The sequence below is a fragment of the Amedibacterium intestinale genome (assembly GCF_010537335.1).
GTDB classification, from domain to species: Bacteria; Bacillota_I; Bacilli_A; order Erysipelotrichales; family Erysipelotrichaceae; genus Amedibacterium; species Amedibacterium intestinale.
Map to the genome: position 1 here is coordinate 44,608 of NZ_AP019711.1, position 20,503 is coordinate 65,110.

At 34.0% G+C, this 20,503-nt stretch carries 20 protein-coding genes and 1 tRNA gene; 18 read left to right on the plus strand and 3 right to left on the minus strand.

Features of this window, described 5'->3' with window-relative positions:
• The first annotated feature begins 9 nt into the window (after positions 1 to 9).
• Entirely contained in the window at positions 10 to 306 is a 297-nt protein-coding gene (locus A9CBEGH2_RS00185; protein WP_163104098.1) for an MG284/MPN403 family protein, read from the plus strand.
• A gap of 101 nt (positions 307 to 407) precedes the next feature.
• A complete protein-coding gene (gene ptsP / locus A9CBEGH2_RS00190) occupies positions 408 to 2,111 on the plus strand; it encodes a phosphoenolpyruvate--protein phosphotransferase (protein WP_115715619.1) in 1,704 nt (567 codons plus the stop codon).
• A gap of 181 nt (positions 2,112 to 2,292) precedes the next feature.
• Here the strand turns inward: ptsP and A9CBEGH2_RS00195 are convergent, their stop codons facing one another.
• Positions 2,293 to 4,035, minus strand: a complete 1,743-nt coding sequence (locus tag A9CBEGH2_RS00195) for an IS1634 family transposase (protein WP_118277053.1) — start codon at positions 4,033 to 4,035, stop codon at positions 2,293 to 2,295.
• Positions 4,036 to 4,312: 277 nt separating this feature from the next.
• Here A9CBEGH2_RS00195 and A9CBEGH2_RS00200 point away from each other — a divergent pair, with 277 nt between their 5' ends.
• The 13 genes from A9CBEGH2_RS00200 to ltrA all read left to right on the plus strand — a co-directional run bounded on the left by A9CBEGH2_RS00200 (position 4,313) and on the right by ltrA (position 15,161).
• On the plus strand, positions 4,313 to 4,717 hold the full coding sequence (locus A9CBEGH2_RS00200) for a PaaI family thioesterase (RefSeq protein ID WP_115715618.1): 405 nt from the start codon (positions 4,313 to 4,315) through the stop codon (positions 4,715 to 4,717).
• A 158-nt stretch (positions 4,718 to 4,875) separates the two neighbouring features.
• Positions 4,876 to 5,115: a DUF3791 domain-containing protein gene (locus A9CBEGH2_RS00205; RefSeq protein ID WP_115715617.1), complete on the plus strand. Its 240-nt coding sequence runs from the start codon at positions 4,876 to 4,878 to the stop codon at positions 5,113 to 5,115.
• Positions 5,112 to 5,585, plus strand: a complete 474-nt coding sequence (locus A9CBEGH2_RS00210) for a DUF3990 domain-containing protein (protein ID WP_118277427.1) — start codon at positions 5,112 to 5,114, stop codon at positions 5,583 to 5,585. The genes A9CBEGH2_RS00205 and A9CBEGH2_RS00210 overlap by 4 nt, the downstream gene beginning before the upstream one ends.
• Complete coding sequence (locus A9CBEGH2_RS00215) at positions 5,582 to 5,791, plus strand: DUF3791 domain-containing protein (protein WP_115715615.1); 210 nt, start codon at positions 5,582 to 5,584, stop codon at positions 5,789 to 5,791. Before A9CBEGH2_RS00210 ends, A9CBEGH2_RS00215 begins: the two co-directional genes overlap by 4 nt.
• Before the next feature lie 401 nt (positions 5,792 to 6,192).
• Positions 6,193 to 6,278, plus strand: a tRNA-Leu gene (locus tag A9CBEGH2_RS00220).
• A 319-nt stretch (positions 6,279 to 6,597) separates the two neighbouring features.
• A complete protein-coding gene (locus tag A9CBEGH2_RS00225; RefSeq protein ID WP_163052469.1) occupies positions 6,598 to 7,173 on the plus strand; it encodes a helix-turn-helix domain-containing protein in 576 nt (191 codons plus the stop codon).
• Entirely contained in the window at positions 7,170 to 8,084 is a 915-nt protein-coding gene (locus A9CBEGH2_RS00230; protein WP_115715613.1) for a trans-4-hydroxy-L-proline dehydratase activase, read from the plus strand. Before A9CBEGH2_RS00225 ends, A9CBEGH2_RS00230 begins: the two co-directional genes overlap by 4 nt.
• A 3-nt stretch (positions 8,085 to 8,087) precedes the next feature.
• Positions 8,088 to 10,469: a trans-4-hydroxy-L-proline dehydratase gene (hypD, locus tag A9CBEGH2_RS00235; protein ID WP_118277428.1), complete on the plus strand. Its 2,382-nt coding sequence runs from the start codon at positions 8,088 to 8,090 to the stop codon at positions 10,467 to 10,469.
• Positions 10,470 to 10,488: 19 nt separating this feature from the next.
• Positions 10,489 to 11,295, plus strand: a complete 807-nt coding sequence (gene proC / locus A9CBEGH2_RS00240) for a pyrroline-5-carboxylate reductase (RefSeq protein WP_115715611.1) — start codon at positions 10,489 to 10,491, stop codon at positions 11,293 to 11,295.
• A gap of 49 nt (positions 11,296 to 11,344) precedes the next feature.
• Positions 11,345 to 12,226, plus strand: coding sequence for a sulfite exporter TauE/SafE family protein (locus A9CBEGH2_RS00245; protein ID WP_115715610.1), 882 nt, complete (start codon positions 11,345 to 11,347; stop codon positions 12,224 to 12,226).
• 155 nt (positions 12,227 to 12,381) lie between these two features.
• Positions 12,382 to 12,801: a DUF2871 domain-containing protein gene (locus A9CBEGH2_RS00250; protein ID WP_163104099.1), complete on the plus strand. Its 420-nt coding sequence runs from the start codon at positions 12,382 to 12,384 to the stop codon at positions 12,799 to 12,801.
• A 796-nt stretch (positions 12,802 to 13,597) separates the two neighbouring features.
• Positions 13,598 to 13,726, plus strand: coding sequence for a hypothetical protein (locus tag A9CBEGH2_RS12560; RefSeq protein WP_269473678.1), 129 nt, complete (start codon positions 13,598 to 13,600; stop codon positions 13,724 to 13,726).
• A gap of 151 nt (positions 13,727 to 13,877) precedes the next feature.
• Positions 13,878 to 15,161 (plus strand): group II intron reverse transcriptase/maturase, encoded by a 1,284-nt coding sequence (gene ltrA / locus A9CBEGH2_RS00255; protein WP_163104100.1) that lies wholly within the window; start codon positions 13,878 to 13,880, stop codon positions 15,159 to 15,161.
• A gap of 129 nt (positions 15,162 to 15,290) precedes the next feature.
• Here ltrA and A9CBEGH2_RS00260 read toward each other — a convergent pair whose 3' ends face one another.
• Complete coding sequence (locus tag A9CBEGH2_RS00260; RefSeq protein ID WP_163104101.1) at positions 15,291 to 16,601, minus strand: MATE family efflux transporter; 1,311 nt, start codon at positions 16,599 to 16,601, stop codon at positions 15,291 to 15,293.
• Between the two features lie 62 nt (positions 16,602 to 16,663).
• A complete protein-coding gene (locus A9CBEGH2_RS00265; RefSeq protein WP_163104102.1) occupies positions 16,664 to 17,188 on the minus strand; it encodes a GNAT family N-acetyltransferase in 525 nt (174 codons plus the stop codon).
• A gap of 92 nt (positions 17,189 to 17,280) precedes the next feature.
• Between A9CBEGH2_RS00265 and A9CBEGH2_RS00270 the strand changes: the two genes are divergently transcribed.
• From A9CBEGH2_RS00270 to A9CBEGH2_RS00280, 3 genes are all read left to right on the plus strand, one after another.
• On the plus strand, positions 17,281 to 18,597 hold the full coding sequence (locus A9CBEGH2_RS00270; protein ID WP_163104103.1) for a replication-associated recombination protein A: 1,317 nt from the start codon (positions 17,281 to 17,283) through the stop codon (positions 18,595 to 18,597).
• A 70-nt stretch (positions 18,598 to 18,667) separates the two neighbouring features.
• A complete protein-coding gene (locus A9CBEGH2_RS00275; RefSeq protein ID WP_163052475.1) occupies positions 18,668 to 19,462 on the plus strand; it encodes an HAD family hydrolase in 795 nt (264 codons plus the stop codon).
• 51 nt (positions 19,463 to 19,513) lie between these two features.
• Positions 19,514 to 20,464, plus strand: a complete 951-nt coding sequence (locus tag A9CBEGH2_RS00280) for an L-lactate dehydrogenase (RefSeq protein ID WP_163052476.1) — start codon at positions 19,514 to 19,516, stop codon at positions 20,462 to 20,464.
• The last annotated feature ends 39 nt before the right edge of the window (positions 20,465 to 20,503 follow it).

Sequence of the window (20,503 nt, forward strand, 5' to 3'; positions counted from 1 at the left end):
GTGGAGAATATGGAGAAAAGCTATCAGGATATTGAAGAAATGATTTATTATTTAGGAAAACTGTGTAGGGAAAAAGCAATTTTAAAGTGTGGAGAAGAAGAACAGGTTTATGATGAGGGGACAAATTTGTCAAAAGAAATACGAGAAATTTTAGTAAACTTAACATTATTTCAATGTCAAATCCTTTTAAATGATTATTTCGTTCCTATTAATAAAAACTGGTGGAAAGGAATTTATGAGAAACCATATTATGAACAGCAGAAAAACATTGCGGTGCATGCATTCTATCGTTGCTTAAATACTTAAAAAATGATATTATAAAATATGTAGGATGTATATAGTAAGCGATTACTAAACCCTAATAAATACTTTTTAAATAGTATCATTAGCAAGAGGAGGATATACATATGTTGAAAGGTATTGCGGCATCTGCCGGTATTTCTATCGCAAAGGCTTATAAGCTGGAATCACCAAAAGTTGAAATTGTAAAAAAAGAAGGAGACCCAGCAAAAGAAGTTGAAAAGTTCAATGCAGCTTTGGAAAAAACAAAAACAGATATTGAAGGAGTAAAAGAAAGAGCTTCTGAAAGATTATCTGCTGAAGAACTAGCTGTATTTGATGCACATTTAATGATGGCAGGAGATCCTGAATTTGCTGCTCAGATCATTGCAATGATTGAAAATGATAAAGTAAATGCTGAATTTGCTGCTGATACAGTTGCATCTCAGATGGTAGCAATGTTTGAATCTATGGATAATGACTACTTTAGAGAACGTGCTGCAGATATTAAAGATGTTACCTATCGTTTAAAATGCAATCTTTTAGGATTGACAATTCCTGATTTAACAAGCATTAATGAGGATTCTATCATTGTTGCTTACGATTTGACTCCATCAGATACAGCACAGTTAAATCACTTTGTAAAAGGTTTTGCGACTTCTATTGGTGGAAAAACAAGTCACTCTGCAATTATGGCAAACTCTTTGGAAATTCCTGCAGTAGTAGGTTGTGGAGATATTATGTCAGCTGTAAATCATGGGGATACAATGATTTTGGATGCTGTAGAAGGAAATGTAATTATTAATCCAACAGAAGAAGAAATTAAAGAATATGAAGCAAAAGCAAAAGCATTTGCGGAAGAAAAAGAAGCATTAAAAGTATTGGTAAATGCAAAATCTGTTACAAAAGATGGACATGAAGTAGAACTTGCTGGAAACATTGGTGGATTTAAAGATGTTGAAGGTGTATTGAAAAATGGTGGAGAAGGAGTTGGATTGTTCCGTACAGAATTCTTGTATATGGATAATGATCACTTCCCAACAGAAGAAGAACAGTTTGAAGCTTATAAAGCAGTATTAGAAGGAATGGGTGGAAAACGTGTTGTTGTTCGTACACTAGATATTGGTGGAGACAAAAAATTAAAATACTTCACATTCCCAGAAGAAATGAATCCATTCTTAGGATATCGTGCAATCCGTTTATGTTTGGATAGAACAGATATTTTCCGTACACAGCTTCGTGCGTTGATTCGTGCTTCTGTATATGGTAAATTATGCATCATGTTCCCAATGATTGCGACAGTAAAAGAATTCTGTGATGCAAAAGCTATTTATGAAGAAGAAAAAGCGAAATTAATTGCAGAAGGTGTAAAAGTTGCTGATGATATTCAGGTAGGTATGATGGTTGAAATTCCAGCTGCTGCAGTAAATGCAGATAACTTTGCTAAACATGCGGATTTCTTCTCAATTGGAACAAATGACTTGATTCAGTATTCTATGGCAGCGGATCGTATGAGTGAAAATGTATCTTACTTATATCAGCCATATAACCCATCTGTACTTCGTCTAATTAAAATGACAATTGATGGTGCTCATAAAGAAGGTAAATGGGCTGGTATGTGTGGAGCAATGGCTGGAGAAGAAAATGCAGTTCCTATTTTATTAGGTTTAGGATTAGATGAATTCTCAATGTCAGCTACACAGATTTTAAATGCTCGTAAAATGGTAAATTCTTTAAGCAAAGCAGAAATGGAAAAACTTGCTGAAGAAGCTGTATCATTGTCTACTGCTGAAGAAGTTCTTGAATTAGTAAAAAACAGAGTTTCTAAATAGTAGAGAAAATTATAGAAATTAAGAAGGAGGAAGTTTGTATTCTTCCTTCTTTTATCATTTTTTGTATATAGTGGGTTAGATATGGTAAAATCTCGTCTTTGACAGTTAGAAAGCGAAAAAAGTGCATTAAAGACTTTAGAATTAAGCTTTTTTGCACTTTTTGTCTTTGTAACGAATTGTGCTATATATGATGTTCTTTTGTGTATTTGATAATATTTCTCATTGTGGATCGTTTTATTATTTCTCTGTCTGTTTCAAAACCAAACAACTCATGCAGTAAATCTGTTAAATCTGTTCGTGTGTAAGAAGGTATATATCCTAATCCTTCTTTTAATTTTGTTACGTTCATCTTTCTCAATGTATCTATTATTTGTTCAGATGTATATTTTTTCTCTAATTTATATTCTAATATTCGATATATCAGAAGGGACAAGAAACAAATCAGGAAATGCGCTTTGATCCTGTCTTCTCTTTGCAGATAGATTGGTCGTGCATCAAAATCCGTTTTCATTATTCTAAAGCACTCTTCGATCTGCCATCTGCGTTTGTTGATAGCGATGATCTCCGCTACATCACCTTCCATATCTGTGCTTACCGCATAGAAACCATCATACATTGCTTCTTTATCTATAGCCTCCTGATCGATTTCGTAGATTTCTTCTTCTGCTACTTCTCCATTCGCTGTGATGGAAGTCCTCTTTGTAAATCTGCTTGGATCATTCGGATTTTTTCTATTCTTTTTGATTTTTCCATTTTTACTTATCATGTTTTTTGCTCTGTCTATCTGCCCTTGTCTTATCTTTTCCTGATAAGCTTTATATTTTGGAGAATAGGTAACGATAAGAGTTTCCGATATCTTTTTAGATTCTATAGGTACTTCTTTATAATAGATGGATTCATATACCTCTGGGTCATTTTCATCAAGATCTTTCAAATCAATGAATGTGCTGCTTCCTACTTTTCGATATTGTTTCGTATTTAAAGCGATATCTCTATCTTCTTTCTTTAATTTTTTTAATGACTGTGTAATGACATAGGATCTTCCTCCTATATCATTGAACAGTTTGTTATTCTGTGATGCCAGTCCACTGTCTGAGCAGTAGATGAATTCGGAACAGTCGAAATCCTGAATAACTTTATGTTCTAATGGTTTCAAGGATTTCTGTTCGTTTTGATTTCCGGGAAAGATATCAAAAGCTAAAGGGAAACCATCTCCATCCATGAATAACCCCATGCCTACGATAGGATTTGGACGATGTTCTTTGCTTTTTCCGTATTTTTTAAGTTCATCTTCTTGTTCGATTTCAAAGTAATAGTTCGTACAGTCATAATAAAGAACTTTTGTGTTTCTTTTATGAAGAAAGTTAGAATTTCGATAAACTTCCGCCTGTATGTAATCAGATTCCTCGGCCAATATAGATAAGGAACGATAGATATCCTGTAATTTATACTTTGGCTGTTCCAGCAGAGAATGAGCGAAAGAGAAAGAAGAGCGTTTACTGGAAGGATATAGAACACGAGCGTAGACAAGATCGCAGAGGATGCGATGGATATCATATTCGAATTTATGATGATTCTTAATATTACGACAAATATTGTCAAAATGAAGATTGGAACAGATGGATTGAAGGAATAGGTAGCCAACATTAAATAACAAAACTTCATTTTTTTTGATTTTTTTGTCGCTAGAGAAAGGTATGAGAACAGGTGCAGTATCCTGTTGATGGGATAAAGTGTCCTTTTTAGCTTCAGAACGAGCCCATTCCAATAATTTTTCTTCATTATTATCAAATTGAGGAAGCAGGTCATTTAATCGACCAAGCTTTCTAAAAATGCGACTAGAAGTTTTACCATTGTTTTTGCGATAAGAACTCATAATATAAATGCTTTTGGAATTGCCAGTGCCATTGATTGCAACGTACATATTCATCACCCAATATAATAATAACACATATAGCACAATATAGCACATAATAGAACATAAAATTTGACAAAAAAAGTAAAAGAAAAGCGCCTGTTTAAAGCGCCATAGTAAATTTATGAAATTTTATATGTGTCAAACTCCCGAGTTTCTAAATAGTAGAGAAAATTATAGAAATTAAGAAGGAGGAAGTTTGTATTCTTCCTTCTTTTATCATTTTTTGTATATAGTGGATTAGATATGGTAAAATACAAGAAGGATAAAGAATGGAGAAATTATTATGGAATCTATGGAACAATTACAAAAAAGATTAAATTCCTCTAGTATGTATCTGCAAAGCAATGACATGAAAGTGGTAGAAGTAAAAGAAGGGTATGCAAAAGTAGAAATGCGTATAGATAAGCATATTTTGAATATACATGGGTTTGTTCATGGTGGGGCTTTATTCTCTTTGGCAGATACTGCAGCAGGAGCCGCAAGTTTTACAAGTGGAAGAGACAGTGTAACTTTATCTGGTACGATAAATTATATAAAGCCAGGAAAAGGTGGAAAACTTATCGGAATTGCACAGAAGATTTCTGCTGGAAGAACAACAGGTGTATATGAGGTATTTATCTTTAATGATGAAGATGTGTTATTGTCTAGGGCAACCTTTACGATGTTTTTTTTAGATGGAAATCGCTAGTTACTATTCACCGACAAGTAGAGATAAAATAGAATATAAATAAAAAGAAAGCTGGTAAATCACATGTACATTAAAAAGTCAGATTTCTTGAAAGATGATTTTGGAGATTATGATGATACAAACTACTTTAAATACGAATAACAGGGGGTGTTTCAACCATGTTAGATAACTCTAAAATAACTAATACAGATGAGCTGGAATTCGCTGTATTCTGTATCGAAAATATTGCCATTAGACTGGGAAAAAATGCCGAAGAAGTTTATCGGGCGTTGACTGAAAAAAGCGATATTTTACATAGCTATATCGTACCAGAGTATGAAATGCTTCATACCCAAAGCAAGGACTATATCATAGATGATATTATTGGTTTAATGGAAGAAAGGGGTATCCAATTATGATTTTATATCATGGCTCCTATGTGGATGTCCAAACTCCAGATTTATTACATTCCAGAAAAAATGTTGATTTTGGACGTGGTTTTTACACAACACCTATTTATGAACAGGCAGTAAAGTGGTGTGAAAAATTCAAGCGTCGTGGTAAAAAAGGAATTGTTTCTCGCTACAGTTTTGATGAAAATGCTTATCAGGAACTCCAGATTTTGAAATTTGAAAGCTATTCTGAAGAATGGCTCGACTTCATTTTGAAATGCAGAAGCGGAACTGATACAACTAATTATGATATAGTGATTGGCGGTGTCGCCAATGATAAGGTATTTAATACCGTTGAGCTTTATTTTGATAATCTAATTGGCAAAGGGGAAGCTATTCGCCGCCTGCGCTATGAAAAGCCAAACTTACAAATATGTTTTCGAACACAGAAAGCTCTTGATGAATATTTGCACTATGAGGGGAGTGAACAGCTTTGATTGCCAATCCTATTTTATTACAAAAAAAATATACTCGAATTATTGAGCGATTTTCGAAAAAAGAAAACTTATCCTTGGATGAGGCCTTAAGCTTTTTCTATCACTCAACCATTTATCGTCTAATCAGCGAAGGAGTATCGGATCTGCACTGTATGAGCGATGAGTATTTGACAGAGGAAATGATTTTAGAGTATAAAGAAAAATAGAACTATCTCAGTGCAAGCCAACTCTTTTCAATGATACATCACAATATTTCTGTTTGTATAATCTTTAATTTCAAAGGCATGACAAGGACTTTTGTCTGTCCTGTTTCAACAAGTCTCATATGATTTAGAGCAGCCAATGAATGCCTCTAAAGCTTGACTATAACCTTTCACAAGGCACTTTCCCCTCAATCAGCATTTAATGCTTTAAGTTTTGAAAAAAAGTTTTCCACATAGTAAAAAAACGTATGGCTGATGTCCTGAAAGTGCTTTTTTATCGTATTTATTTGAACGAAAATTTCGTCTAAAATACTATAATTTATTTGGGTAATCATTATCGCAATTTACAAAAAACTATAGACAAAAAAGACAATAAATAGTATCATATACTAGTATATGGTACTGCAGGAGTGGTGGAATGGCAGACACGCTGTCTTCAGGCGGCAGTGCGAGCAATCGCGTGAGAGTTCAAATCTCTTCTCCTGCACCAAATATGTATTATAACGGCTCTATATCGGCCGTTTTTTTTATTTATAAAGTATTCAAAATGTAACAATAAAGTGCATAGAAGAAAGTACGTTTAAATAGATTACTTGTGAAAAATGACACCGTTTTCATTAGTGAATCAAAAGTTTTTAAGCAAATCAATAGAAAATAAGGTAAAAAGATGGTATATTAAATTCTTTTTTATATGAAATTGGCTTATTTTTGTTATTTTTTTAACAAATTGAGGTAAAAATTTAAGAAGAGTATAGACAGCTTCACTTGTGAAATATATAATTAGTAATGTAAAGACGAGGAGGGAAGTAATGAATAAGAATATTGGAGAACTGATAAAACAAAAGCGTACGGAAAATAAGATGACACTTAAGGATATTAGTGAAGCAACCGATTTATCCATTGGCTTTTTATCACAGCTGGAACGAGGATTAACATCAATTGCTCAAGATACATTAAAAAAAGTCGCAAAGGCTTTAAATGTAGAAATGAGTTACTTCATGGATCAGCCAAAATCAAAAGAAAAAGTAGTGCTAAGAAGCTACGAAAAAGAAATTCTTAGAATTGAGGGTGGTTCCATCATTGAATATTTAATGACAAATATGGTTACCCAGGCTGAAATGTTACCAAAACTGGTAGAAATCCTTCCGCAGAAAGAAGTAGAAGAATCTTTAACATATTCTCATGAAGGAGAGGAATTCGTTTATGTTTTAGAGGGGATTTTAACTTTGAAGGTTGAAAACGAAGTTTATGATCTATATCCTGGCGATTGTGCACATTATCTTTCTACAAGAGCGCATAACTGGAGTAATCAGACAAACAAGGTTGTAAAATTCATTACGATTAATACCCCAAACCTTTTTAAAGAAACAGGAGAGACGATATGAAAGAGCCTACCATAGTGAATATTCAGAAATATTCTGTACATGACGGAGATGGCATTCGTACAACAGTTTTCTTCAAAGGGTGTTTGTTGAACTGCTGGTGGTGTCACAATCCAGAAAGTCAGAAATATACCCCTGAATTAATGTTTACAAAAGAAAAGTGTACGGGATGTGGATATTGCGAGAAAGCATGTACACATGATGCTATTACAGTGGAAAGTGATGGAATAGCCCACACAGATCCTTCAAAATGTGTATTGTGTGCAGATTGTTTAGATTATTGTGTTCAAAATAATCGTGAAATTGTAGGGAAAACTTACAGCATTAAAGAATTGATGAAAATCATCAATAAAGATGCTCACTTTTATGAAGAAAGTGGCGGTGGAGTAACTTTATCAGGTGGAGAAGTTATGACACAGGATATGGAATATCTGGAAGAATTATGCAAAGCATTAAAAGAAAAAGATTATAATATCGCAATTGATACCTGTGGTTATGCACCAAAAGAAAATTATGAGCGATTATTGCCATATGTTGATACATTCTTATATGATATCAAAACATTAGATGATGAAGTACATCAGAAGTATATGGGAAAATCAAATGATTTAATTTTACGTAATTTGGAATTTTTAGCTGATAACAATGCTAATATCAATATTCGAATTCCGGTTGTAGAACCTGTAAACAGTGATGAAGAAACAATGATGGATATTATCAAATATCTAAAAGAAAGAATCGGAATTGTAAAGGTAAATTTATTGCCATATCACAATACGGGAAGCAGTAAGTATGAAAAGCTGGGGCGTGAATATCCAGCAAAAGATTTAAAAGTGCCTAGCAAAGAGCATATGGAAAAGCTGAAAGTTCTATTTGAGGAACATGGTTTCAAACAGGTGAAGATAGGAGGATAAACAATGGAACTTAGAGGAATGAATGATCGTATCAAAAAGCTTAGACTTCAAAGTGAAGAAACTACACCACACATTTTTATGGAACGTGCAATGTTGATGACAGATGCTTATAAAAAATACGAAGGTGAAGTATCAATTCCAGAACTTCGTGCACTTTCTATGAAAGAAATTTTCTCACGTAAAACAATCACAATTGAAGATGGAGAATTGATTGTTGGGGATAAAGGGGCTGGTCCACAGTCTACACCAACATTCCCAGAGTTATGCTGTCATACTTTGGAAGATATGAAGGTTATGAATGATCGTGAACTAATTTGTTTTAAAGTTAGCGATCAGGATTTAAAACAGCAGGAAGAAGTTATTATTCCATTCTGGGAAAAACGCTCTATCCGTCATAAAATTATTAACTCTATGTCTCAGGAATGGAGAGATTGCTATGAAGCAGGTATCTTCACTGAATTTATGGAACAGCGTGGTCCAGGGCATACAGTAGGTTCTGAAAAAATTTATGCAAAAGGTTTCTTAGATTATCAAAATGATATCAAAAAAGCATTGGATTCTATTGATTATTTAAATGATCCAGAAGCAATCGAAAAAAGAGATGAACTTCGTGGTATGAGCATCATGTGTGATGCAATTATGATTCTTGGTGAACGTTATGCGAAATTAGCTAGAGAAATGGCTGAAAAAGAAACAGATTCAGCTCGTAAAGAAGAATTGTTACAGATTGCGGCAAACTGTGATGTAGTACCTGCACATAAACCACAGACATACTGGCAGGCTATTCAGATGTACTGGTTTGTACATTTAGGGGTTACAACAGAATTAAACCCATGGGATGCTTATTCTCCAGGACGTTTGGATCAGCATTTAAATCCATTCTATGAAGCAGATATCGAAGCTGGACGTTTGGATAAAACAAAAGCAAAAGAATTGTTAGAATGTCTATGGGTTAAATTTAACAACCAGCCAGCTCCTCCAAAAGTAGGTATCACTTTAAAAGAATCTTCAACATATACTGACTTTGCTAATATCAACACTGGTGGTATTACAGCAGATGGAGAAGATGGAGTTAACGATGTATCTTATTTGATTTTGGATGTAATGGATGAAATGAAGTTATTACAGCCATCAAGTAATGTACAGATTTCTAAGAAAACACCAATGAAGTTCTTAAAAAGAGCTTGTGAAATTAGCCGTAAAGGTTGGGGACAGCCTGCCTTCTATAACACAGAAGCAATTATTCAGGAATTATTGAACGCAGGAAAATCTATTGAAGATGCTCGTCGTGGTGGAACATCTGGATGTGTTGAAACAGGTGCATTTGGACGTGAAGCTTACATCCTTCAGGGATATTTCAACCTTCCAAAAATTTTGGAAATTACAATGCACAATGGATTTGATCCAGTTGGTGGAAAACAGTTAGGTCTAAAACTTGGTAATGCAGAAGATTTCAAAACATATGATGAATTATTTGATGCATATAAGAAACAGATTGAATATTTTGCAGATATAAAAGTAAAAGGTAGCAACATGATTACTCGTATTTATGCAAAATATATGCCAGCTCCATTCTTGTCAATTATTACTGATGATTGTATTTCAAGTGGAAAAGATTACAATGCTGGTGGTGCTAGATACAATACAAACTATTTACAGGGTGTTGGTATCGGTACAATTACAGACTCTCTTGCTGCAATTAAATATAATGTATATGATGAAAAGAAATTTACAATGGCAGAATTGATGCGTGCAATGGATGCTAACTTTGAAGGGGAAGAAAATGCATTGATTTATAACCTTGTATCTCGTAAAACTCCAAAATATGGAAACGATGATGACTATGCAGATTCTATTATGAAGGAAGTATTCACATTCTATAAAGATACAATTACAGGACGTCCGAACATGCGTAATGGACAGTGGAGAATCAATATGCTTCCAACTACATGTCATGTTTATTTCGGTGAAGTTATGCTTGCTTCTCCAAATGGACGTAAAGCACACAAACCAGTTAGTGAAGGTATTTCTCCAGAAAAAGCTGCAGACGTTCATGGACCAACTTCCGTTATCCGCTCAGCTAGTAAAATGGATCACCTTTCTACAGGTGGAACATTGTTGAACCAGAAATTTACTCCTGCTGTAGTTGCTGGAGAAGAAGGTTTAACAAATATGGCAAATCTAATTCGTTCTTACTTTAATATGGATGGACATCATATTCAGTTCAACGTTATCGATCGTGAAACATTAATTAAAGCACAGCAGAATCCTGCAGAATATCGTGATTTGATCGTACGTGTAGCTGGATATTCTGATCACTTCCGTAATTTAAGCAAAGAATTACAGGATGAAATTATTAACCGTACAGAACAAAGTTTTGACTAATTTGAAAGGAACATAGATTATGAGTAAAAAGATTGGGTTTATCGGTAGTGGAAATATGGGAGGTGCTATGATCGGTGGGATCATCAAAGCTTCCCTAACTGCTAAAGAAAATATTTATGTATCAGATATTAATGAAGCAAGTCTTAATAAAATGAAAGAAAGCTATGGGGTAAATACAACAACAGATAATGCTGAATTAGCTAAAGAATGTGATATTATCGTATTATCTGTAAAACCTTTCCTTTATCCAGTAGTTATCAATCAGATTAAGGATGTTGTAAAAGAAGATGTAATTATCGTTGTTATAGCGGCTGGACAGTCTTCAGCAGCAGTAGCAGAACTATTTGGAAAAGAAATTAAAGTTGTTAAAACAATGCCAAATACACCTGCACTAGTTGGAGAAGGTATGGCTGCAATCGCACCAGCTAAAAATGTATCAAAAGAAGAAACAGAAGAAATTGTCGCAATCTTCAACAGTTTTGGTAAATGCGAAATCGTACCTGAACATTTGATGGATGCAGTAACAGCTGTTAGTGGATCTTCACCTGCCTATGTATATATGCTGATTGAAGCTATGGCTGATGCAGCTGTAGTTGAAGGTATGCCTAGACCTCAGGCTTACAAATTTGCAGCACAGTCTGTACTAGGAAGTGCAAAAATGGTTCTTGAAACAGGAAAACATCCAGGGGAATTGAAAGATATGGTTTGTTCTCCAGGAGGAACTACAATTGCTGCAGTAGCAAAATTGGAAGAAACAGGTTTTCGTTCAAGCATTATGCAGGGAATGAAAGCTTGTGCTGATAAATCTAGAGAAATGTCTAAATAGAACTCATTTAATTTAAAAGAAGAATTTATTGAAAGATAGAGAGATGGTTATGAATATTACTACTATTATTATTACATTATTAGTTATTTTATTAGTTGGATATGCTGCATTCTTTGCATACGACTTATTTAAACATAAAGATGAATTTGAAAAAGAAACAAACTTCTGGATAACTGGTGTTATTGGGGCAATCGTTAACTTCTTTGATCCACTTGGAATTGGAGCATTTGCACCGCAGACAGCTTTATTGAAATTTACAAAACAAACAAGAGATAAACTGATTCCAGGAACAATGAATGTTGCCAATACAATTCCAGTATTATTACAGGCATTGATTTTCACAACTATTGTAAAAGTTGAAGCTTTAACATTGGTTGTTATGTTGGTAGCAGCTATGCTGGGAGCTATTTTGGGAGCTGGTGTAATTTCTCGCATGTCTGAAAAGAAAATTCGTTTGGTAATGGGATTTGCATTGGCTTGTACAGCTTTGATTATGTTAGCTAGTTTATTAGGATTATTCCCAATCGGTGGTACTGCTATTGGACTTTCTGGAGTTAAACTTGTATTTGCAGGAATCGTAAACTTTGTGTTAGGTGCTTTAATGACTGCTGGTGTTGGCTTATACAATCCATGTATGGTACTTGTTTATATGTTAGGTATGTCACCAGATGTAGCATTCCCTATCATGATGGGTTCATGTGCATTCTTGATGCCACCTGCTTCTGTAAAATTCATTAAAGAAGGAGCATATAACCGTAAATCTGCATTATCTATGTGTATTTTTGGTTCTATTGCGACTTTAGTAGCTTCTATTTTGATTAAATCACTTCCACTTGATGTATTGAAATGGATCGTTGTATGTGTTACAGTTTACACATCAACAGTAATGCTTCGTGCAGGTTTAGCGAAAGTAAAAGGGGCAAATAATTAAATTAAAGATAGAGATTAGAACATGATTGATTCTAATCTCTTTTTTTCAATTTTCTAACCTCATTGATTTTATTTATAGAAATGCAGAAGTAAATAAATTGACGTAAAAATATAGCATCATTATAATAATATGGAAATAGAAAGAGGGTATAACAGATGAAAAAAATATATACAGCATCGTTTATTTATTTTTTACTGGCGATGGCAGGAGGTGTTTTTTATAGAGAATTTACAAAGATATTTAACTTTACAGGAATAACAACATTATCTTATGTGCATGTACATTTCCTGGTATTAGGTACTTTCTTGTTTCTTTTGTTGTTAGTATTAACTAAAAACTTTTCTATACTAGACAGTAAATGGTTTTCACGTTTCTTTATAGTATATAATATTGGTCTTCCTGTAATGGTTGGTATGTTTATTTTAAGAGGAATCTTGCAAGTCACAGGAAGTGGAATAACAAGTGGAATGAATGGGATGATTGCAGGAATTGGCGGAGTTTCCCATATACTTTTATTTGTAGCATTGTGTATGATGTTTGCATCTATCAAACAGGCAATCAAAGAAGCAAAATAATTATGTTGGAAAAATAAAATATAGATCTACTAAATTCGTAGTATTTCAATAGCACCCATTTGGGTGCTTTATTTGTAGTAGATTTAACGAAAAAAATCAAGAGGTTATATATGAAATCTATTGTGTTCATTATGGGGAAATGGTATATATTAAGTAGAATGATACAAAAAGATGTTTACAAAAAAGTAAGAAACTAATATAGATTAAGGATTGTGGTAAAATAATCCTTAAACATAAATATAGCAGGAGATGATAACCATGGTTTTGTTTCTGTTATACGTTAAATCTTTCAGTGTTTAACAGTTATCTTTTCACATTAAAAAATAAAAGGAGTGAAAATCATGAATAAATAAAACCTAAGAAAGTTTAAAGAAAGTGGAGAAAAATATTCTATTTCAAAGAGTTTTGCACAGTCTTACAATAGAGGAAGATTATTAATTGCAGGAATTCTCGCCTTGCTTATTTTAATTTTGTGTCTATAATATGTAAAAAATTCTTTTTAAAAAATGGTTCCAAAATCACATGCTATTTTGGAGCCACTTTTTCTTGTGGTACGCTAAGCATGGCATACATCTAGGTGGTGAAAGTCCACTGTGGGGGCGTTCATCGCAACCGCCAACCACTAGCCAAAGTCAAGGGTGTCCATCGTGAGGTGGAATCTGAAGGAAGACAGAGGCAAAACTCCGGTCTGAGGAATACGAATCACATCAGGCATATCATGGGGATGAGTGTGCCAAACAACACAAAGTCCAAAAGAGTTGCGGATAAAACTGTGATATGTAAATGTGGCAGATATATGGAGGGAAAGAGGTATGACCTTATCTTGGGAGGTCTTGCAGAGGAAAAAAAACCTAGTAACAACGAACTGCAAGAAGTCAGCAGACGTCATAGTAGCGAGGAAATTCCTGTAATGGGAATGGAGTGAAGGACAGAACAGATTTAGCAGTTATTGAAAATGAAATTGAAGGTATGTACGAAACCACGAAACAGTGAACAGACTAGGACCATGAGTAGACAAAGAACGGATGAAAGTGGAAGTCAGTGCATACATAGCGAAGAAATGGAGATAACGGAATATGAAAACAGAGGAAAGATTATTGGAACAGATGTTACATTTTACAAATCTGCAAACTGCATATGAGCGTGTAGTAAAGAATAAAGGTGCAGTAGGAATAGATGGAGTGGAATATACAGAGCTGGGAGCGTATTTGGGGAAATACGGGAAGGAAATAAAAGAACAGATACGTAACAAAAAGTATAAACCACAACCAGTAAAACGAGTAGAGATTCCAAAAGCAGATGGAGGAGTAAGAAATCTAGGAATACCAACAGTAGTAGACAGATTTATCCAGCAAGCAATCCTGCAGGTGCTCACACCAATTTATGAACCTAAATTCCATGAACATAGCTATGGTTTTCGACCAAAGAAATGTTGCGAGATGGCAATTATCAAGGTGCTGGAGTATATGAACGATGGCTTTCACTGGATAGTAGACATAGATTTAGAGAAGTTCTTTGACAATGTAAATCATGACAAGCTGATTACGTTAATCATGAAAGATGTGAAGGATGGAGAAATCGTATCTCTGATTAGGAAATATCTAAAAAGTGGAATCATGATAAATGATGAATATCGAGAATCCGTCATAGGAACACCACAGGGAGGAAATCTGTCTCCGTTATTGAGTAATATTATGTTGAACGAGCTTGATAAAGAACTGGAGGCAAGAGGACTGAATTTTGTGAGGTATGCGGATGACTGCATTATCTTGGTAGGAAGTTCAAAGGCAGCAGATAGAGTCATGGAGAATGTGTTCAAATTTATAGAAAAGAAATTAGGATTAAAAGTAAACATGACTAAAAGCAAAGTATCAAAGCCGAATGAAATAAAATATCTGGGATTTGGATTCTATAAAGACCTAACAGATGGATTATGGAAAGCAAAGCCACATGAAAAGGCGATACAGAAGCTGAAAATGAAATTAAAAAAGCTGACACAGAGAAGCTGGTCAGTGGAAATGGACTACCGGTTAGGTAAGATAAAACAGTGTATCGTAGGATGGGTAAATTATTTTAGAATAGGAAACTTCAGAGAGATATGTCGAGAAATAGATAGAAACATACGGTTTCGTATCCGGATGTGCATATGGAAGCAATGGAAAAGAATAAGAACGAAACATCATGCATTAAAACGATTAGGAATAGAAGAATGGAAAAGCAGGTCATGGTCAAACAGCCGAAAGGGCTATGCAAGATGTGCAAGCACATTTTTAAAAGTGGCAATATCCAATAAGATACTAAAGAAAAGAGGTCTAACATCCATGTTAGACCAATATCAGAAAATACATATTCTAGTATAAATCTGAACCGCCGTGTGCCGAACGGCATGCACGGTGGTGTGAGAGGACAGTAATTGAACTAATCAATTACTTCCTACTCGATTATTTGTTAAATTTTTTATCTTTCAAAAAAAGTATTATCATGATCTTTTATACTTGCTTATTCTTTTTGATATGCCATAGATAAAAGATGGCTAAAAGAGCACAAAACAACTCACAAACAGGGAAAGCTAGCCATATACCTGTTATACCAAAACATATAGATAAAAGAAAGGCGCATAAAATAATTCCAAAAAATCCTCTAAATAAAGCTAAAATAGATGAGTATTTGCTTTTTTCAATGGCGGCTAGCCAGCTGATAGTAGAAATATTGATGCCTGTAAATAAGAAACCAAGAAAGTAAATACGTAATCCATCTGAAGCAAAATTAGCAAGAGTCTGATTGTTTTCACTGTTAAAAATCGCAATGATATCTCCTGTAAATAGATATACAAGAAGAATAAGAAGGATACTAACGATAAAAGATACTTTTAAAGATAATGTTAATAAATGATTGATATTATTTGTTTCTTTTTTACCATAACATCGACTGATCAAAGGTTGACAGCCCAGAGATATACCTGTAAATATCGCAATCGAAACCAAAGATAAATTGGCAATGATGCCATAAGCAGCAACTGCAATATTGCCAGCTTGTGCCAAGAGTAAAAAGTTAAAAACAATTAAAACGATTCCTGAAGAAAATTCATTTATAAAAGAAGAGAAGCCTAAGGTAAATATGGTTTTTAAATAAGAGATTTTCAAATCTTTTAAAACAAACTTTAAAGAATTTGTTTTTTTAAAAAAATGAATAGATAAAATACATAGACTGATGATAGGAGCTAATCCAGTCGCAAAAGCGGCACCAAAAATACCCCAGTTAAGTGGGTACATAAAAACATAATCCAAAATGATATTTGATAAACTTCCAATTAACATCCCGCTCATAGCTAGTTTCGGATCATTGTCATTTCTAAGATAAGCAATCATAATATTATTCAAGATGAAAAAAGGGGCAAAGCATAAAATGGTTTTTAAATATAAAGTAGTTGTTGGCAATATTTCTCCATTTGCACCTAATATAGATGCGATGTCTTCGCTAAAAAGAATACCTGTCATACATAATAAAATTCCAGAAAGTGTTCCAAAAAGAAATGTAAAGCTAAATAAAGAAGAAGCTTCTGCATTTCTTTTCTGACTATGTAAAATAGTAAATCGTGTGGCAGAACCAATCCCCAATAACAAGGCAAAGGCAGACATTAGATTATATACAGGTATTGCGATATTTAAGGAAGCTAGTCCATTGCTACCTAAACAGGCAGAGATAAAATACGTATCTGCGAGTACGTATAAGGAAATAGCGAGCATTCCTAATACATTGGAAGATACATATTTCATAAAATCGTTTCGTAATGTATTCATGTATTTCCTCCTAAGAATATGTATGAAATTATATCAAAAAAGAAAAAGAGAAATCTCTCTTTTTATAATTTTTTAGGATGCATCATATAAGAAACAATGCTTCCATATCCATTTTTAAATGTTTGCGTATATTCATCAAAAGATATATCACTGGAATAATACATGATTTCAAAATCCTGTGTAAAGGCATTCACACGTAAATGAGATCTTAAAAAACCATTTGTCATATAAAACTGCTTTCTTTTTTCACGTAGTTCTTTATGTTCTTTTAAGCATTCCATCGTATCTTCAATTTCCAGGAAAATTCTTTTACCTTCATATTTGTTCTTTAATAAGGTTAATGCAGTACTTCCATATCCTTTCCCTCTGCAGTTTTTATCAATGGCAAAATAATCAATAAATACCATGTCTTTATGTTCTACTGCAATAAAAAGTCCTACACAAACTTCATCATCTATTAAAGCATATAGTTTTACATGTTTTCTTCTGAATAGAAAAAATGGCTTTTTTTCAACAGCTGGGAAAGCTTCGTTGTAAATTTCTTTTATTTTCTTTTTATCTTCTGCATTTGCTAATCTAAGAATCATATACTTCCTCCTGTCTTATTATTATACAATAGAAACAACGATTCTGCCTAGCTATCTATTCGTGTTATAATACAGGAAAGGAAGGGATCATAATGGAACAGGAATCTTTATTTGAGGAAGTATCTTTTCAGCCTTTAGCAAGCAGAATGCGTCCTGCATCTCTTAGTGAATATGTAGGACAAAAACATTTGGTTGGGGAAGGAAAAGTTCTTTGGAAACTGATTGAAAAAGATCAAATCACAAGCATGATTTTCTGGGGACCTCCAGGAGTAGGAAAAACCACATTGGCAAGAATTATTGCGCATCATACAAAGTCAAGATTTATTGATTTTTCTGCGGTTACAAGTGGAATAAGAGAAATACGACAAGTTATGAAAGAAGCACAGGACAGCATGGTATATGGACAAAGAACGATTTTATTTGTAGATGAAATACATCGTTTTAATAAAGCTCAGCAGGATGCTTTTCTTCCTTATGTAGAAAAAGGAAGTATTATTTTAATTGGTGCGACAACTGAAAATCCTTCCTTTGAAATCAATTCAGCATTATTGTCTCGCTGCAAGGTCTTTGTGTTAAAAGCTTTAGAAGATGAAGATATTTTGGAATTGTTGAAAACAACGCTGCATAGCCCAAAAGGACTTGGCAAGGAAAACATACAAATAGAAGAATCTATATTGAAACAATTGGCTGCATTTGCGAATGGGGATGCCAGAGTGGCGTTAAATACATTGGAAATGTGTGTGTTAAATGCAGAAAATACAGATGGTGTACAAATCGTAAATGAAGAGGTATTGGCACAATGTATTTCACAGAAATCTTTATTGTATGATAAAAAAGGAGAAGAACATTATAATTTGATTAGTGCCTTGCATAAATCAATGCGAAACAGCGATGTACAGGCATCTATTTACTGGCTGGCAAGAATGCTGGAAGCAGGAGAAGATCCGCTGTATATTGCCAGAAGACTTGTTCGTTTTGCTAGTGAAGATGTCGGTATGGCAGATAGCAGAGCATTGGAAATCTGTGTGTCTGTATATCAGGCATGTCATTTTATTGGAATGCCTGAGTGCAGTGTACATTTAACACATGCAATCACTTATTTATCCTTAGCTCCAAAAAGCAATGCATTGTATATGGCATATGAACATGCCAAAATCGATGCGATGAAAATGCGCAGTGAACCAGTGCCTTTGCATTTACGAAATGCAGTAACCAGTTTAATGAAAGAACTGCATTATGGAGAAGGATATCAGTATGCACATGATCATGAAGATAAATTAACCGCAATGAAATGTCTTCCTGACTCGTTACAAGGCAAGCTATATTATAAGCCAACAATCCAAGGCTCGGAACAAAAAGTAAAATTACGTATGGAACAGATTGAAAACTGGAAGAAAAACAATACATGATTCTTCTTGTATATACGTAAATAGAACTATAAAATAAATTAGAAAAGGAATATGGAAAGGGGCGTATTAAATGAGTGATACGATAGTAAAATGCAAAGCTGTTTTTTTTGATATTGATGGAACCTTTTATGATCATGTGACAAATCAAATCTTGCCATCTTCCATACAGGCAGTAAAAGAGCTAAAAGAAAAAGGGTATAAGGTTGCCTTGTGTTCTGGAAGACCTTTGCGTATGGCGAAAGAACTTCCTTTATTTGAAAATATTTCATGGGATGGTTTTGTTGGAAGTGCGGGAAATGTAGTCTATGATGAAAATTTAAATATATTAGTAAAAAAAGGATTTGCAGATGAAGAATTGCAAAACATATTTTCTATTGCGAAAGAAAAGGATATTGCCTGTTACGTAAATGGGGAAGATGTGTATTTAACAAAAGATGATGAAGAGGCAAAGAAAGTTTTAAAACAGTTTCATGTAGAAATACCAAAAGAAATAAGAGAGTATAAAACAGGAGATCAGGTAGAAATGATTAGTATGTTTAAAGGATATGATTATGATTATTCTGCTTTCTTAAAGGTAAAAGATTTGCGACTTCAAAAATCAAGTGGTGTCATTATGGATATTGTGAAAGATGGAGTAAACAAAGTACATGGCATTGATGCATTGATGGAATATTGGGGCTTAAAAGAGCATGGATATATAGCATTTGGAGATTCTATGAATGATAAAGAGATGCTGGAACATGCTAATATTGGAATTGCCATGGAAAATGGTGATGAGGCTTTATTTTCTTATGCAGATCATGTATGTGGACCCAGCCATAAAGACAGCATTTATCAAATGTTGAAAAAAATGCATGTTCTATGATTTTACAGTAAGGATATGGTATAATACGAATACCTAAAGGAGGTAATAATTATGAATGAAAAAAGAAAACTAGTCTTAGTAGGAACTGGCTTTGTAGGAATGAGCATGGCATATAGTTTCTTAAGTACCGGTGGAATAGATGAACTTGTTTTAATTGATGTAAATGAGGCAAAAGCAGAAGGAGAAGCAATGGATCTTCAACATGGTCTTCCTTATGCCAGAGGAAAAATGGTAGTAAAATCTGGAGGCTATGAAGAATGTAAAGATGCCAGTGTTGTTGTAATTACTGCAGGTGTTACAATGAAAGAAGGAGAAACTCGTTTAGATATTGCGGCTAAGGATACGATGATTATCAAAAGTGTAACGGAAAATATTATGAAATCCGGCTTTGATGGAATTATTGTTGTTGCCAGCAATCCAGTTGACAGTATGACATATGTTGCACAGAAAGTTAGTGGACTTCCAAAGGAAAGAGTTATCGGTTCTGGTACGATTTTAGATACTGCAAGACTTCGCTACTTAATGAGTGAATATCTAAATATCTCCAGCAATAATATTCATGCATATATTATGGGAGAACATGGAGATAGCAGTTTTGTTCCATGGACACATGCCTATGTAGGATGTAAGAATTTATTGGAACTGTTAGATGAAAAAGGAAAAGATTTATCTGATTTGCATGGTATTTATGAGCAGGTACAGCAGGCAGGATATGAGCTGATCAAGCGTAAGAAATCTACATATTATGGAATTGGTTTATCTTTAAATCGATTAGTACATGCAATCTTAGATGATGAGAATGTTATTTTAACGGTATCTTGTTATCAGGAAGGTGAATATGGACAGGAAGGTCTGTATATTGGAGTTCCTGCGGTTATCAATCGTCAGGGAATTCGTGAAATTGTAAAACTGGATTTAAATGAAGTAGATCAGGCAAAATTTGATGCAAGCTGCAAAGCGTTGAAAGAATTAAATACCGATGTAATTGATCCATTATTATAAGTAAAAAGTCATGTTCGCATGACTTTTTTAGAAAAGAGG

Excerpts from the sequence above, each read along its gene's own strand:
- A9CBEGH2_RS00205 (WP_115715617.1), top strand. The coding sequence starts at position 4,876 with ATGTTAGATAACTCTAAAATAACTAATACAGATGAGCTGGAATTCGCT.
- A9CBEGH2_RS00230 (WP_115715613.1), top strand. The coding sequence starts at position 7,170 with ATGAAAGAGCCTACCATAGTGAATATTCAGAAATATTCTGTACATGAC.
- A9CBEGH2_RS00275 (WP_163052475.1), top strand. The coding sequence starts at position 18,668 with ATGAGTGATACGATAGTAAAATGCAAAGCTGTTTTTTTTGATATTGAT.
- A9CBEGH2_RS00270 (WP_163104103.1), top strand. The coding sequence starts at position 17,281 with ATGGAACAGGAATCTTTATTTGAGGAAGTATCTTTTCAGCCTTTAGCA.
- proC (WP_115715611.1), top strand. The coding sequence starts at position 10,489 with ATGAGTAAAAAGATTGGGTTTATCGGTAGTGGAAATATGGGAGGTGCT.
- A9CBEGH2_RS00280 (WP_163052476.1), top strand. The coding sequence starts at position 19,514 with ATGAATGAAAAAAGAAAACTAGTCTTAGTAGGAACTGGCTTTGTAGGA.
- A9CBEGH2_RS00200 (WP_115715618.1), top strand. The coding sequence starts at position 4,313 with ATGGAATCTATGGAACAATTACAAAAAAGATTAAATTCCTCTAGTATG.
- ltrA (WP_163104100.1), top strand. The coding sequence starts at position 13,878 with ATGAAAACAGAGGAAAGATTATTGGAACAGATGTTACATTTTACAAAT.
- A9CBEGH2_RS00265 (WP_163104102.1), bottom strand. The coding sequence starts at position 17,188 with ATGATTCTTAGATTAGCAAATGCAGAAGATAAAAAGAAAATAAAAGAA.
- A9CBEGH2_RS00225 (WP_163052469.1), top strand. The coding sequence starts at position 6,598 with ATGAATAAGAATATTGGAGAACTGATAAAACAAAAGCGTACGGAAAAT.
- A9CBEGH2_RS00260 (WP_163104101.1), bottom strand. The coding sequence starts at position 16,601 with ATGAATACATTACGAAACGATTTTATGAAATATGTATCTTCCAATGTA.
- A9CBEGH2_RS00195 (WP_118277053.1), bottom strand. The coding sequence starts at position 4,035 with ATGTACGTTGCAATCAATGGCACTGGCAATTCCAAAAGCATTTATATT.
- A9CBEGH2_RS00210 (WP_118277427.1), top strand. The coding sequence starts at position 5,112 with ATGATTTTATATCATGGCTCCTATGTGGATGTCCAAACTCCAGATTTA.
- A9CBEGH2_RS00185 (WP_163104098.1), top strand. The coding sequence starts at position 10 with ATGGAGAAAAGCTATCAGGATATTGAAGAAATGATTTATTATTTAGGA.
- A9CBEGH2_RS00250 (WP_163104099.1), top strand. The coding sequence starts at position 12,382 with ATGAAAAAAATATATACAGCATCGTTTATTTATTTTTTACTGGCGATG.
- hypD (WP_118277428.1), top strand. The coding sequence starts at position 8,088 with ATGGAACTTAGAGGAATGAATGATCGTATCAAAAAGCTTAGACTTCAA.
- A9CBEGH2_RS00245 (WP_115715610.1), top strand. The coding sequence starts at position 11,345 with ATGAATATTACTACTATTATTATTACATTATTAGTTATTTTATTAGTT.
- A9CBEGH2_RS12560 (WP_269473678.1), top strand. The coding sequence starts at position 13,598 with ATGGAGGGAAAGAGGTATGACCTTATCTTGGGAGGTCTTGCAGAGGAA.
- ptsP (WP_115715619.1), top strand. The coding sequence starts at position 408 with ATGTTGAAAGGTATTGCGGCATCTGCCGGTATTTCTATCGCAAAGGCT.